Origin of the sequence: Amycolatopsis rhizosphaerae, assembly GCF_007713715.1 — a bacterium.
In the GTDB taxonomy this organism is placed as follows: Bacteria; Actinomycetota; Actinomycetes; order Mycobacteriales; family Pseudonocardiaceae; genus Amycolatopsis_E; species Amycolatopsis_E rhizosphaerae.
On sequence record NZ_VJWX01000136.1, the window covers coordinates 1 to 15016 of the forward strand.

The 15016-nt window shown below is 70.8% G+C and carries 9 protein-coding genes; 8 read left to right on the top strand and 1 reads right to left on the bottom strand.

Going from position 1 to position 15016, the window contains the following annotated elements; translation table 11 throughout:
• The 3 genes from treY to glgX form a co-directional block, all read left to right on the top strand.
• The coding region (treY, locus tag FNH05_RS15655; protein WP_144588836.1) for a malto-oligosyltrehalose synthase at positions 1-2145 on the top strand (2145 nt) is incomplete at its 5' end.
• Complete coding sequence (gene treZ, locus FNH05_RS15660) at positions 2142-3878, top strand: malto-oligosyltrehalose trehalohydrolase (protein ID WP_144588838.1); 1737 nt, start codon at positions 2142-2144, stop codon at positions 3876-3878. The genes treY and treZ, both read left to right, overlap by 4 nt.
• A 46-nt stretch (positions 3879-3924) precedes the next feature.
• On the top strand, positions 3925-6063 hold the full coding sequence (gene glgX, locus FNH05_RS15665) for a glycogen debranching protein GlgX (protein WP_144588840.1): 2139 nt from the start codon (positions 3925-3927) through the stop codon (positions 6061-6063).
• A gap of 6 nt (positions 6064-6069) precedes the next feature.
• On the opposite strand, the gene FNH05_RS15670 is transcribed toward glgX, so the two are convergent.
• Positions 6070-6651, bottom strand: coding sequence for a TetR/AcrR family transcriptional regulator (locus tag FNH05_RS15670; RefSeq protein WP_144588842.1), 582 nt, complete (start codon positions 6649-6651; stop codon positions 6070-6072).
• Positions 6652-6743: 92 nt separating this feature from the next.
• Here FNH05_RS15670 and FNH05_RS15675 point away from each other — a divergent pair, with 92 nt between their 5' ends.
• The 5 genes from FNH05_RS15675 to glgB all read left to right on the top strand — a co-directional run bounded on the left by FNH05_RS15675 (position 6744) and on the right by glgB (position 15004).
• On the top strand, positions 6744-7316 hold the full coding sequence (locus FNH05_RS15675) for a dihydrofolate reductase family protein (protein WP_144588844.1): 573 nt from the start codon (positions 6744-6746) through the stop codon (positions 7314-7316).
• A 220-nt stretch (positions 7317-7536) separates the two neighbouring features.
• Complete coding sequence (locus tag FNH05_RS15680; RefSeq protein WP_144588846.1) at positions 7537-9516, top strand: maltotransferase domain-containing protein; 1980 nt, start codon at positions 7537-7539, stop codon at positions 9514-9516.
• Between the two features lie 73 nt (positions 9517-9589).
• A complete protein-coding gene (gene treS, locus FNH05_RS15685; RefSeq protein ID WP_144588848.1) occupies positions 9590-11422 on the top strand; it encodes a maltose alpha-D-glucosyltransferase in 1833 nt (610 codons plus the stop codon).
• 6 nt (positions 11423-11428) lie between these two features.
• Positions 11429-12820, top strand: a complete 1392-nt coding sequence (locus tag FNH05_RS15690) for a maltokinase N-terminal cap-like domain-containing protein (RefSeq protein WP_144588850.1) — start codon at positions 11429-11431, stop codon at positions 12818-12820.
• 3 nt (positions 12821-12823) lie between these two features.
• On the top strand, positions 12824-15004 hold the full coding sequence (glgB, locus tag FNH05_RS15695) for a 1,4-alpha-glucan branching protein GlgB (RefSeq protein ID WP_144588852.1): 2181 nt from the start codon (positions 12824-12826) through the stop codon (positions 15002-15004).
• The last annotated feature ends 12 nt before the right edge of the window (positions 15005-15016 follow it).

The following is a 15016-nucleotide window of genomic DNA, read 5'->3' on the forward strand; positions in this document are numbered from 1 at the left end:
TCTCCGGTGCTGGACGCGGTGGCCGGATCCACGCACGGCTACGACGTGGTCGATCCGACGCGGGCCCGGCCCGAGCTGGGCGGGGAGGAGGGCCGTCGCGCGCTGGCGCGGCGGCTGCGCGGGGCGGGGCTCGGCCTGGTGGTGGACATCGTGCCCAACCACATGGCGGTCGGGGCGGCCCACGCCAACCCCTGGTGGTGGGACGTGCTGCGGCGGGGCCGGGATTCCCCGTACGCCGGGTACTTCGACATCGACTGGAGCCGGGGGCGGCTACTGCTGCCGGTGCTCCCCGAGGACAGCGCCGAGTCCGAACTGCGCCTCGAAGACGGCGAACTCCGGTACTACGAGCACCGCTTCCCGATCGCCCCGGGCACGAACGGCGGCAGCCCGCAGGAGGTGCACGCCCGCCAGCACTACGAGCTGGTGGGCTGGCGGCGCGGGAACAGGGAGCTGAACTACCGCCGGTTCTTCGACATCACGGGACTGGCCGCGATCCAGGTCGAACGGCCCGAGGTCTTCGAGGCGACCCACCGCGAGGTGCTGCGCTGGGTCGCCGAAGGCGAGGTGACCGGCCTGCGCGTGGACCATCCCGACGGACTCGCCGATCCCGGCGGCTATCTGCGGTCGGTGCGGGAGGCGGCACCCGGGGTGTGGCTGGTGGCGGAGAAGATCCTGCATCCCGGCGAGGACCTGCCGCAGAGCTGGCCGGTGGACGGCACCACCGGCTACGACGCGCTGCGGGAGATCGGCGGCCTGTTCGTCGATCCCGCGGCCGAGCAGTTCTTCACCGATCTGGCGGGCTCCCCCGACTACCCCGAAATCGAACTGGAGGCCCGGCGCCTGGTCACCGATGGCATCCTGGCGGCCGAGGTGCGGCGGATCGCCGCACTGGTCACCGGCCTCGATCCCGAGGCCGCCCGTGCCGCGGTCGCCGAGGTGATGATCGCCTTCCCGGTGTACCGCTCGTACCTGCCCGAAGGGGCGGCGCACTGGGCCGCCGCGGTGGAGCTGGCCCGGGACCGGCGGGGGGATCTCGCCGGCGCGCTGGACGCGCTGGACCGGCAGGTCCGCGCGGATCCGCACGGCGAACTCGCCACGCGCCTGCAACAGACCTCGGGCATGGTGGTCGCGAAGGGCAGCGAGGACACCACGTTCTACCGCTACACCCGGTTCGTCGCGCTCAACGAGGTCGGCGGCGTCCCCACCGAGTTCGGCACGACGGTCGAGGAGTTCCACGACGCGGCGGCACGGCGCGAGGCCGCGTATCCGGCCGCGATGACCACGCTCACCACGCACGACACCAAGCGTTCCGAGGACGTCCGGGCCCGGCTGGCCGTGCTGTCGGAACTGCCGGAGGAGTTCGCCGAGGCGGTGCACGCCTGGACCGCGCGGTATCCGATCGACGAGCCCTCGCTGAACCTCCTCGCCTGGCAGACCCTGGTCGGGGCCTGGCCCATCGAGCCCGGCCGCCTGCGCCGCTATCTGGTGAAGGCGGCCAGGGAAGCCAAGATCCGCACCACCTGGACCGAACAGGACGAAGGGTTCGAACACGCCATCGCGGCCTGGTCGGAGCGGGTGGTGCTCGACGGTGAGCTCGGGGTCGCGGAGTTCGTGGGCCGGATCAAGGGCCCCGGCTGGTCCAACGCGCTGGGCCAGAAGCTGATCCAGCTCACCGCCCCCGGGGTTCCCGACGTCTACCAGGGCACCGAACTGTGGGACCTGTCGCTGGTGGACCCGGACAACCGGCGCCCGGTGGACTTCGCGCTGCGGCGCGACATCCTCGACCGCCTCGTCGCGGGCGAGCGGCCGGAGATCGACGACAGCGGCGCGGCGAAGCTGCACGTGGTGCGGGGCGCGCTGACCCTGCGGCGGGACCGGCCGGAACTGTTCCGCGGGTACCGGCGCCTGCTGGCGGAAGGACCCGCCGCCCACCACGTGGTCGCCTTCGCCCGGAACGGCCTGGTCACGGTGGCGACCCGGCTCCCGGTCGGCCTGGCGGCCGCGGGCGGGTGGCACGAAACGGTGCTGCCCCTGCCCCCGGGCACCTGGACCGACGTGCTCACCGGCGAGCCCGCGGACGGCGGGGTCGCCGCGATGCTCGGCCGGTACCCGGTGGCCCTGCTGGTCCGGGGAGGTACCCCGTGACCCTCCGCGTGTGGGCACCGGTTCCCGGCCGGGTCCGCGTCCGGATCGACGGCACCGACGGCACCGACGGCACCGACCATGAGATGACGCGCGACGGGGAATGGTGGTCCTGCGAGACCGAAACCGGGCACGGCACCGACTACGCCTTCCTCCTCGACGACGACGAAACCCCCCTGCCCGACCCGCGTTCGCGGTGGCAGCCCCACGGGGTGCACGGCCCGTCGCGGGCCTACGACCACGACGCCTTCGCCTGGACCGACCGGTCGTGGACGGGCCGCAGGCTCGCCGGGGGCGTGGTCTACGAACTGCACATCGGCACCTTCACCTCCGGCGGCACCTTCGACACGGCCGTCGAGCGGCTCGACCACCTCGTCGATCTGGGCGTGACGTTCGTCGAGGTGATGCCGGTCAACTCCTTCGACGGCACCACCGGGTGGGGCTACGACGGCGTGCTGTGGGGTGCGGTGCACGAGCCCTACGGCGGGCCCGACGCCTTCAAGCGGTTCGTCGACGCCTGCCACCGCCGGGGCCTGGCCGTGCTGCTCGACGTCGTCTACAACCACCTCGGCCCCTCCGGGGCCTGTCTCGACCGGTTCGGCCCGTATTTCGCCGGGGAAAGCGACTGGGGCCCGGGGCTCAACCTCGACGGCGAGGGCTCCGACGAGGTCCGCCGCTATGTCATCGACAACGCGCTCGGCTGGCTCCGGGACTTCCACGTGGACGGTCTGCGGCTGGACGCGGTGCACGCCCTCAACGACCGCCGTGCCACCCATCTGCTGGAGGAACTGGCCGTCGCGGTGGACGCGCTGTCCGCGTCGGTGCGGCGCCCGCTGACGCTGATCGCCGAATCCGACCTCAACGATCCGAAGCTCGTCACCGCCCGGGAGGCAGGCGGCTACGGCCTGCACGCGCAGTGGTGCGACGACCTGCACCACGCGCTGCACGTCGCGATGACGGGCGAGACGCGCGGCTACTACGCGGACTTCGCCGCGCCGTCCGCCCTGGTCCGCACGCTGCGGCAGGCCTACTTCCACGCCGGGACCTGGTCGTCGTTCCGGGGGCGGACGCACGGCAGGCCGGTGGACACCGCGACCCTGCCCGGCTACCGGTTCCTCGCCTACCTGCAGAACCACGACCAGATCGGCAACCGCGCGGGCGGGGACCGGCTGTCCGCGCACGTCCCGCCCGGACGGCTGGCCTGCGGCGCGGCCATCCTGTTCTGCTCGCCCTACACCCCGATGATCTTCATGGGTGAGGAATGGGGCGCGCGCACCCCGTGGCAGTTCTTCGCCTCCTTCCCCGATCCCGCGCTCGCCGAGGCGGTGCGGACCGGCCGCCGCCGCGAGTTCGCGCGGCACGGCTGGGACGAGGAGGAGGTGCCGGACCCGCTCGACCCCGCCACGGTCGCCCGCTCGCGGCTGGACTGGGCGGAACCGGGCGAACCGGGGCACCGGGAGCTGCTCGCGCTGTACCGGTCGCTGATCGACCTTCGCCGGAGCAGGGCGGAGCTGACGGACCCGGCGCTGGACACCTTCGACGTGCGCGGCGCGGGCTCGTGGCTCGTGCTGCACCGCGGTGCCCTGCGGCTGGCCTGCCGTCTCGGCGGGCAGGCGGGCGAAGTACCCGTCGGCGGTGAGGTGCGGCGGGTGCTGCTGACCTGGGGCGAGGCCGCCGCCGGCGGCTGCTCGGTGCGGCTCGGCCCGGACTCGTTCGCCCTCGTCGAGGCGTCCTGACCAGAACTTTTACCGAAACGTGGCGGATGGCTGAGAGTATCGACGGGTGGCCACGCGATCCGCAGCCGATGCCACCGGCGAGACCGTCACCCCGGTCCTCGCCGGCAGGCCGTTCCCCCTGGGCGCCCATCCCGAGGGCGGAGGCGTCCGGTTCGCCGTCACGTCGGCGATCGCCGAAGCGGTCGAGGTGTGCCTGATCGGCGAGGACGGTTCGCAGCGCTGCGTCGAGCTGACCGAGCGGACCTTCGGGGTCTGGCACGGGCTGGTGCCGGGGGTGACCTCGGGGCAGCGCTACGGCTACCGCGTGCACGGCCCGTACCACCCGTCCCGGGGCCAGCGGTGCAACCCGTCGAAACTGCTCGTGGATCCCTACGCCCGGCGGATCACCGGCGCGCTCACCGACCTCGGCGCCGCCCTCGGCTACTCGGGCGACCCGATGCACGGGCCGAGGTCCACAGTGGACTCGCTGGGCAGCGTGCCGCTGTCGGTGGTCGGTTCGCACGGCGGTCCCGACACCGGCGCCAAACCGGAGGTGCCCTTCGAGGAGTCGGTGCTCTACGAGCTGCACGTGAAGGGCTTCACGCAGCGGCACCCGTTCGTCCCCGAGCACCTCCGCGGCACCTACCTCGGCCTGGCCCACCCCGTGGTGATCGAGCACCTGGTGCGGCTCGGGATCACCGCGGTCGAACTGCTGCCGGTGCACTGGTTCACCGAAGAACCGCATCTTGTCGGAGCGGGGCGGCGCAACTACTGGGGTTATTCGCCGCTGGGCTACTTCGCCCCGCACGCGGCCTACGCCAGCGAGCCGGGGCGCGAGGTCGAGGAGTTTCGCACCATGGTGGCCGCGCTGCACGCGGTCGGGATCGAAGTGATCCTCGACGTGGTCTTCAACCACACCTGCGAGGGCGGTTTCGAGGGCCCGACGCTGAGCTTCCGCGGCCTGGACGCGCCCGCCTACTACCTGCACGGATCACGCGGCCGCGGCCTGGACCTCACCGGCTGCGGCAACACGCTCGACGCCGGCTCCCCCACCGTCGTCCGGCTGGTGACCGACTCGCTGCGGTACTGGGCCACCGAGATGGGCGTGGACGGTTTCCGCTTCGACCTGGCGAGCACACTCGGGCGTCCGGGCGGGGGTGCGTTCGACCGCAACTCCGCCATGCTCACCGCGATCACCACCGACCCGGAACTGTCGTGCTGCAAGCTGATCGCCGAACCGTGGGACGTGACCGGCCACGGCTACCGCGTGGGGGATTTCGGCGCGCAGTGGGCCGAGTGGAACGGCCGCTACCGCGACACCGTGCGCGACTACTGGCGGGGCGTGACCGGCGTGGACGACCTCGCCTACCGGCTGTCCGGCTCGTCCGATCTCTACGACCACAACCTGCGCCGCCCCTGGCAGTCGATCAACTTCGTCACCGCGCACGACGGGTTCACACTGCGGGATCTGGTGTCCTACAACCACAAGCACAACGAGGCCAACGGCGAGCACAACCGCGACGGCACCGACGACAACCGCTCGTGGAACCACGGCGCGGAGGGCCCGACCGGCGACGAGGCGATCCTCGCCCTGCGTGCCCGCCAGGCCCGCAACCTGCTCGCCACCCTGCTGCTGTCCACCGGCACCCCGATGATGGTCGCGGGCGACGAGCTGTGGCGCACCCAGCACGGCAACAACAACGCCTACTGCCTCGACGACGAGACTTCCTGGGTGGACTGGATCCTCGGGCCGGAATCGGAGCCGATGCTCGCGTTCACCCGGCGGCTGATCCACCTGCGCGCGGCGAGTCCCGCGTTGCGCCAGCCCGAATTCTTCGAAGGCCGCACCACGCCCACCGGCAAACCCGACCTGGTGTGGTTCCGGCCCGACGCCCGCGAGATGACCGAGCAGGACTGGTTCGACACCGGCCGCCGCACGCTGGGCATGTGGATCGACGGTTCGAACAGCCAGTCCCGCAACCGGGAAGGCGTCCTGGTCCACGACCATTCGTGGCTGCTGGTGCTGCACTCCGGCGCCGAACCGGTCCGGATCACCCTGCCCGGCCCGGAATACGGCGCCACCTTCAAACCGGTGCTGGACACCAGCACGGGCGACGGCGCCCCGGTCAAGGCGCGCCATCTCAAGGCGGGCAGCCACCTGGAACTGCCCGCGCGTTCGTTGGTTCTCCTGCGCGCACCCCGGTGAGGCCGCTCAGTCGCCGTCCGCCGGGAGAAGGCGCGCCACCATGGCGTCGATGAGTTCGCCGGTCCGGTGCGGGGTGAGCAGTTCCGGGACGGTCAGCTCGTCGACGATCAGTCCCTGCATGGCCAGGTAGAGCAGGATCAGCCCGGTGCGGTCGCCGGGCAGGCCGCTGCCGACGTGGAAGCCGATGTTGGCGTCGAGCTCTTCGCCGAAGAACCGCGCCAGCTCCGTGTGGAGTTCGGGCCGCCGGGTGGCCTCCAGACGCAGTTCGAGCAGGGCCAGGTGGCTGCTGCGATCGCGGCGCATGCGGTCGACGACCTGCCGCATCAGGGTCCTGACCAGATCGTGTGAGGGTTCGGCGGTCATCGTGCCCGCCAGCTCGGCCGGATCGGGGGTCAGTCGCTCGCGGGTGCGGGCCATGACCTGGCCCAGCATGTCGGCGCGGTGGGCGAAGTAGTTGGAAGCCGTGCCGGTGGGGACGCCCGCCTCCTTGTCGACGGCGCGCAGCGTCAGGCCCCGGGAGCCCTCGCGGGCGAGGACCTCGATGGCGGCGTCGAGCAGGGCGGTGCGGCGGGCCGGGTTCTGACGCATCGGATCTCCTTGAAGAGCTCGTTGACACCACTGCAACTGCAGTACTACATTCAAACCACTTCATCCACAGTACCTCAGGAAGAGAGACCGTTTTGCGCGAGCTGACCTACTACGTCGCCGCCAGCCTCGACGGCTACATCGCCGGCCCGGACGGCAGTTACGACTTCTTCGTCTTCGAGGGCGAGCTCCGGAAGACGATCCTCGCCGAATACCCCGAGACCATGCCGACGCTCGCCCGCGGCCCGTTCGGCCTGACCACCACCCCGAATCGCCACTTCGACACCGTGATCATGGGCCGCGGCACCTACGAGCCCGGCCTGCGGGCAGGGATGACCAGCCCCTACGCCCACCTGGAGCAGTACGTCGTCTCCCGCACCCTGACCTCCGACGATCCGGCGATGACGATCGTCGACGGCGACCCGGCCGCCCTGGTGCGGGAGCTGAAGGAACGGGACGGCAAGGGCATCTGGCTCTGCGGGGGCGGCAAGCTGGCCGGCGCGCTCCGCGACGAGATCGACGAGCTCGTCATCAAACACAACCCGGTGGTCCTCGGCAGCGGCATCCCGTTGTTCGACGGCCCGTTCGCCCCCACCGGCTTCCTGCCCGTCGCGCGCCGCGACTTCGACGACAGCGGCGTCAGCATGGTCACCTACCGGAGGAAATGACGGGAAACGCTCCGCGGAAGTCCGCCCGGTGACACCTGCGTTACCAGTGCCCGAGCGCCCTGGACAGCCGGTCCCGCCGGGGCGGAAAGTGACTCCCGGCAGGTTTGCCCTCCTCCGTTGTGGGGTACCGCGTTCACGCCAACCCGTCCGGTTCGGTTTTCTCGCCGACCACACCGCGACTTTGGCGCTTTGACCCGCTGAACGAGAGGGGCACCTGGGGATGACGGGCCGGCTCGGCATCGACGATGTGAGCCCGATCGTGGACTGCGGGCAGTACCCCGCCAAGGCGGTCGCCGGTGAGCACGTCCCGATCTCGGCCACGGTGTGGCGCGACGGGCACGACGCGGTGGCGGCCACCGTCACCTGGCGGGGCCCCGGCGACCGGGTGGCGCGCCGGACCAGGATGAGCGAGCAGGGCACGGGGCTCGACCGGTTCACCGCGGTCATCGTGCCCGACTCGCCCGGGCTGTGGACCTTCCGGGTGGACGCCTGGGGCGATCCGTGGACCACCTGGCGGCGCGATCTGAAGATCAAGGTGACCGCGGGCCAGGAGGCCGCGGAACTGGCCAACGACCTGGAAACCGGGGCGCAGTTGCTGGACCGGGTCTCCCGCCGTCCCGACCGCCGCCGGGAACGGGCCCTGCTGGTGGCGGCCTCGGCGGCACTGCGCGACACGAACCGCCTGCTGCCCGAGCGGATCGGCCCGGCGCTGTCGTCCGACGTCGAGCACATCATGCACGAACACCCGGTGCGCGAACTGGTCACCAAGGGCAGGCCGTTGCGGCTGCAGGTGGACCGCGAGCGCGCCGCTTTCGGCGCCTGGTACGAGTTCTTCCCGCGCTCCACCGGCGGGCTGGACGCCGAGGGCACTCCCGTGCACGGCACGTTCGCCACCGCGGCACGGGAGCTGGAGCGGATCGCGCGGATGGGCTTCGACGTGGTCTACCTCCCGCCGATTCATCCGATCGGGCGAGTAAACCGCAAGGGCCGCAACGGTTCCGTGGTCTCCGACGAGCACGACGTTGGTTCGCCGTGGGCCATCGGCGCCGACGAGGGCGGGCACGACGCGGTGCACCCGGCACTCGGCACGCTCGACGACTTCGACGATTTCGTCGCCCGCGCCCACGAACTGGGGCTGGAGGTCGCGCTCGACCTGGCACTGCAGGCCGCGCCCGACCACCCGTGGGTGGTCAAGAACCCGGAGTTCTTCACCACCCGCCCGGACGGCACGATCGCCTACGCGGAGAACCCGCCGAAGAAGTACCAGGACATCTACCCGCTGAACTTCGACAACGACCCCCCGGCCATCTACGCCGAGGTGCTGCGCGTGGTGCTGCACTGGGTGGCGCACAGGGTGCGGATCTTCCGGGTGGACAACCCGCACACCAAACCGCCGGACTTCTGGGAATGGCTGATCTCCTCGGTCAAGGACGCCCATCCGGACGTGCTGTTCCTGTCCGAGGCGTTCACCCGGCCCGCCCGGCTGTGGGGACTGGCCAAGCTCGGATTCACCCAGAGCTACACGTATTTCACCTGGCGGACCACGAAGGAGGAGCTCACCGAGTTCGCCGTCGACCTGCTCGAACACTGGGACCACGGCCGCCCCAACCTGTTCGTCAACACGCCGGACATCCTCCACGAGTCGCTGCAGAAGGGCGGGCCGGGCATGTTCGCGCTGCGGGCCGCGCTCGCCGCGACCCTGTCGCCGAGCTGGGGGATGTACTCGGGATTCGAACTGTTCGAGCACGAACCGCTGCGCGAAGGCAGCGAGGAGTACCTCCACTCGGAGAAGTACGAGCTGCGGCCCCGTGACTACGCCGCCGCGCTCGCCGAGGGCCGTTCCCTGGAACCGTGGCTGACCCGGCTCAACGCCATCCGCCGCGCCCACCCGGCGCTGCAGCAGATGCGCACGCTGCGGTTCCACCACGTCGACAACGGCGGCCTGATCGCCTACTCCAAAAAGGACCCCGCCAGCGGCGACACCGTGCTCGCCGTGATCACGCTCAACCCGTTCGACGCCGAGGAGGGCACGCTCTGGCTCGACCTGCCCGCACTCGGCTTCGACTGGTCCGACCGGCTGATCGCCCACGACGAGGTGACCGGCGAAACCTGGGACTGGGGGCAGGCCAACTACGTGCGCCTCGAACCCTGGCGGGCCGTGGCGCACATCGTCAGCCTGCAACCGCGCCTGGCGGGCTGACCACAACCCGATTCCCGCTCCCCGCCGCACCGGCCGATCCCGATGCGGCGGGGGACGAGGCGAACCTATCCGGATGAGGTGGGACGAGGTGGAGTTGACCGACCGTGATCCCCGGCCCGACGCGGCACTGGGGCTGGAGGGCGTGCCCCACACCGGTGAGGCCGTGACCGCCGAAGGCAAGCTCGTCGAACCGCAGGCCGAGGACTTCCAGCACGCGGAGGAGGCGCCAACGAACCCGATGTGGTTCAAGGGCGCCGTGTTCTACGAGGTGCTGGTGCGGGCCTTCACCGACTCCGACGGCGACGGCCTCGGCGACCTCCGCGGCCTGGCGAACAGGCTCGACTACCTCGAATGGCTGGGCGTCGACTGCCTGTGGCTGCCGCCGTTCTACGCCTCCCCCCTGCGGGACGGCGGATACGACATCAGCGACTTCCGCGCCGTGCTGCCCGAGTTCGGCACCGTCGAGGACTTCGTCTACCTCCTCGACGAGGCGCACCGGCGCGGCATCCGCGTGATCACCGACCTGGTGCTCAACCACACCTCCGACCTCCACCCGTGGTTCCAGCAGTCCCGCACCGATCCCGACGGCCCGTACGGCGACTTCTACGTCTGGAGCGACGACGACTCCCGCTACGCCGACGCCCGGATCATCTTCGTGGACACCGAAACCTCGAACTGGACCTACGATCCGGTGCGCGGCCAGTTCTACTGGCACCGCTTCTTCTCCCACCAGCCGGACCTGAACTACGAGAACCCGGCCGTGCAGGAGGCGATGATCGACGTCCTGCGGTTCTGGCTGGACCTCGGCATCGACGGGTTCCGGCTGGACGCGGTGCCCTACCTGTTCGAACAGGAGGGCACCAACTGCGAAAACCTGCCGCGCACCCACGAGTTCCTCAAGCGCTGCCGCAAGGTCGTCGACGACGAGTACCCCGGCCGGGTCCTGCTCGCCGAGGCCAACCAGTGGCCCTCGGACGTGGTGGAGTACTTCGGCGATCCCGCCGCCGGCGGGGACGAATGCCACATGGCCTTCCACTTCCCGCTGATGCCCCGGATCTTCATGGCGGTGCGGCGCGAATCCCGGTTCCCGATCTCGGAAATCCTCGCCCAGACACCGAAGATCCCCGACGGCTGCCAGTGGGGCATCTTCCTGCGCAACCACGACGAGCTCACCCTCGAAATGGTCAACGACGAGGAACGCGACTACATGTACTCCGAGTACGCCAAGGACCCGCGGATGAAGGCCAACATCGGCATCCGCCGCCGCCTGGCGCCGCTGCTGGAAAACGACCGCAACCAGCAGGAACTGTTCACCGCGCTGCTGCTGTCCCTGCCTGGCTCACCGGTGCTGTACTACGGCGACGAGATCGGGATGGGCGACAACATCTGGCTCGGCGACCGCGACGCGGTGCGCACGCCGATGCAGTGGACCCCGGACCGCAACGCCGGGTTCTCCCGCTGCGATCCCGGGCGCATCTACCTGCCGGTGATCATGGACCCGATCTACGGCTACCAGGCGATCAACGTCGAAGCGCAGCGCGACGCCGCCGCCTCGCTGCTCACCTGGACACGCCGGATGATCGAGGTGCGCAAGCAGCACCACGCCTTCGCCGAAGGCGACTTCATCGAGCTCGGCGGCTCCAACCCGAGCGTGCTGGCCTTCAAGCGGAGCTGGATGCGCCCGGACGGGGAACTCGACGTGGTGCTCTGCGTCAACAACCTGTCCCGCTTCCCGCAGCCGGTCGAACTGGACCTGTCCGACCACGAAGGGTGCACGCCGATGGAACTCACCGGCGGAGTGCTGTTCCCTGACATCGGGGAGCTGCCGTACCTGCTCACACTGCCCGGGCACGGCTTCTACTGGTTCCAGCTGCTCCAGCGGCGGGGCGACGGCGAGACGAGGTGATGGACGGTGACCGATCCCCGTGAACTGATCGGTGCGCTGGTCGGCGAACTCCCGGAGTGGCTGCCCACGCAGCGGTGGTTCGCCGGGAAGGACCAGCCGGTCGGCGAGGTGGTGGTGCTCGGCAGCACCGTGCTGCTCGAGGGCGACCCGCTGCTGCTGCACCTGGTGGTCGAGGTGCGGCAGGACGGGCGCCGCGCGCCGTACCAGCTTCTCGTCGGCAGCCGCGGGCAGCTCCCGGAGTACCTCGGGACCAGCTGGCTGGGCACCGAACGCGGGCGGCCCTGCTACGAGGCGGTCAACGACCCGGACCTCACCGGCGTGCTGCTGGGCCTCATCGACGACGGCGCCCGGATCGGCTCGCTGCGGTTCGACCACGAGCCGGGGGTGACGCTGACGCGCGGGCTGCGCGCCCGCCCGATCACCTCGGAGCAGAGCAACACCTCGCTTGTCTACAGTGGACAGTACATTCTCAAGCTGTTCCGCAGGCTCTCGCCCGGCGAGAACCCGGACGTCCGGCTGCACCGGGCACTGCAGCGCGTGGGCTGTGAACACATCGCCCCGCTGCTGGGCAGCATCAGCGGGGACCTGGCGGGCAAGGAGGTCACCCTCGGCATGCTGCAGCGGTTCATCCCGGACGCGGTCGACGGCTGGGCGATGGCCACCACGAGCGTGCGCGACCTGATGGCCGATCCGGAATCCCCGCCCGACCAGGTGGGCGGTGACTTCGCCGGTGAGGCGCAGCGGCTCGGCCAGGCCGTCGCCTCGGTGCACAACGACCTGCGGCGGGCACTGGGCGAGCAGGTGGCCGACCCCGGCGAGTTCGAGCGCGCCGCCGGGGCCATGCACGCGCGGCTCGACCGGGTGGCCGAGGCCGTGCCGGAACTGGCCGGGTACGCGCCCGCGCTGCACGCCGCGTTCGACGCCATGAAGGAGCGCGACGGCGCGATCAGGATGCAGTTCATCCACGGCGACCTGCACCTCGGCCAGGTGCTGCGCACCGTCACCGGCTGGCTGCTGATCGACTTCGAGGGCGAACCCGCCGCCCCGGTGGTCGAACGGTCCGCCCTGCGCTCCCCGCTCCGCGACGTCGCGGGCATGCTGCGGTCCTTCGACTACGCGGCCCAGCAGATGCTGGTCTCGGGACCGGAAGATCCGGTCCTCACCGGACGGGCCTGGGAGTGGGCGCGCCGCAACCGGTCCGCCTTCCTCGACGGTTACGCCGAGCAAGCTCCGGAGGACATCGGCGACCCCCGCGCGCACGAAGATCTGCTGCGCGCCTTCGAACTGGACAAGGCGGTGTACGAGGTCTCCTACGAGCACGCGAACCGGCCGGAATGGCTGAGCGTGCCCCTGTCCTCGATCGCCCGCATCAGCGAGGGAAGCTCAGGAGGCGAGTGAGCAGTGGAGACACTGCCCGAGGCGGCCCCGCCGCCCGGTGACATCGACCGGTTGCTGTCCGGTGCGCACCATGACCCGCATGCCGTCCTCGGCGTGCACACCGCCGGGGACAGCCTCGTGCTGCGGGCCCTGCGGCCCGGCGCCCGCTCGGTCACGGTGCGCACCGAACACGGCAAGGTCGACCTCGACCGGGTGGTCGACGGCCTGTTCGCCGGCCGCCTGCCGGAACATCCCGGCGACTACCGGCTGGAGATCGGCTATCCCGGCGGCACGGTCACCGTGGACGATCCGTACCGGTGGCTGCCCACCGTCGGCGAACTGGACCTGCACCTGATCGGGGAGGGCAGGCACGAACGCCTGTGGGAGGTGCTCGGCGCGCACGTGCGCTGGTACGACACCCCCGCCGGCGAGGTGCGCGGCGTGTCGTTCGCGGTGTGGGCCCCGACGGCCCGCGGGGTGCGGGTGGTCGGCGACTTCAACGGCTGGGACGGCCGCGAGCACGCGATGCGCTCCCTCGGTTCCTCGGGTGTGTGGGAGATCTTCATCCCCGGGGTGGAGGCGGGCACGCGGTACAAGTACCGGATCCTGGGCGCCGACGGCGTATGGCACGAAAAGGCCGACCCGCTCGCCTTCGGCACGGAAAAACCGCCGCAGACCGCGTCGGTGGTGACCGAAGCCCGGCACGAATGGGCCGACCAGGAATGGATCGCCACCCGCGAGGCGACCGACTGGGCGCGCGCGCCGGTGAGCATCTACGAAGTGCACCTCGGCTCATGGCGGCCGGGGCTGGACTACCGGGAACTGGCCGACGCGCTGGCCGACTACGTGGTGGAAACCGGTTTCACGCACGTGGAACTGCTGCCCATCGCCGAACACCCGTTCGGCGGTTCCTGGGGCTACCAGGTCACCTCGTACTACGCGCCCACCTCGCGCTTCGGCTCCCCCGACGACTTCCGGTACTTCGTGGACCGGCTGCACCAGCGCGGCATCGGGGTGCTGGCCGACTGGGTGCCCGCGCACTTCCCGAAGGACGCCTGGGCGCTGGCGCGTTTCGACGGCACGGCACTCTACGAACACGCCGACCCGCGGCGCGGCGAGCATCCCGACTGGGGGACCTACGTCTTCGACTTCGGGCGCAACGAGGTCCGCAACTTCCTGGTCGCGAACGCGCTGTTCTGGCTCGAAGAGTTCCACCTCGACGGGCTGCGGGTGGACGCGGTCGCGTCGATGCTGTACCTGGACTACTCGCGGCCGGACGGCCAGTGGCTGCCGAACCCCTACGGCGGGCGGGAAAACCTCGACGCGGTCCGGTTCCTGCAGGAGCTCAACGCGACCGTCTACAAGCGACACCCGGGCGTGGTGATGGTGGCCGAGGAGTCCACGTCCTGGCCCGGGGTCAGCAGGCCGACGCATCTGGGCGGGCTCGGGTTCGGGTTCAAGTGGAACATGGGCTGGATGCACGACACGCTGCACTACCTGGCCCACGACCCGGTGTACCGCTCCTACCACCACAACGAGCTGACCTTCTCGCTCGTCTACGCGTGGAGCGAGAACTTCGTGCTGCCCCTGTCGCACGACGAAGTGGTGCACGGCAAGGGATCGCTGTGGGGCCGGATGCCCGGCGACGACTGGAACAAGGCGGCGGGAGTCCGCTCGCTGCTGGCCTACATGTGGGCGCACCCCGGCAAGCAACTGCTGTTCATGGGGGGCGAATTCGCGCAGGAAGGGGAATGGTCGGCCGAACGGTCCCTGGACTGGCACCTGCTCGACCAGCCGCTGCACGCCGGGGTGCGCGCACTGCTGTGCGAACTCAACGCGGTGTACCGGTCCACTCCGGCGCTCTACAGCCAGGACACCCATCCCGACGGTTTCCAGTGGATCGACGCCCACGACGCGAACGGCAACGTGGTCAGCTTCCTGCGCCTCGGCGCGGACGGCTCACGGCTGGCGTGCGTGGCGAACTTCGCCGGGACACCGCACCACGACTACCGGGTCGGGCTGCCCTTGGCTGGGCCCTGGCTCGAGATGATCAACACCGACGCCGAGGGGTACGGCGGCTCGGGCGTGGGCAACTTCGGCCGGGTGGAGGCCGAAGACGTCCCGTGGCACGGGCAGCCCGCCTCGGCCGTCCTCCAGCTCCCCCCGTGCGGCGTCCTCTGGCTCCGCCCCGCACCCCCTGCCTGACCGGGACCGCGG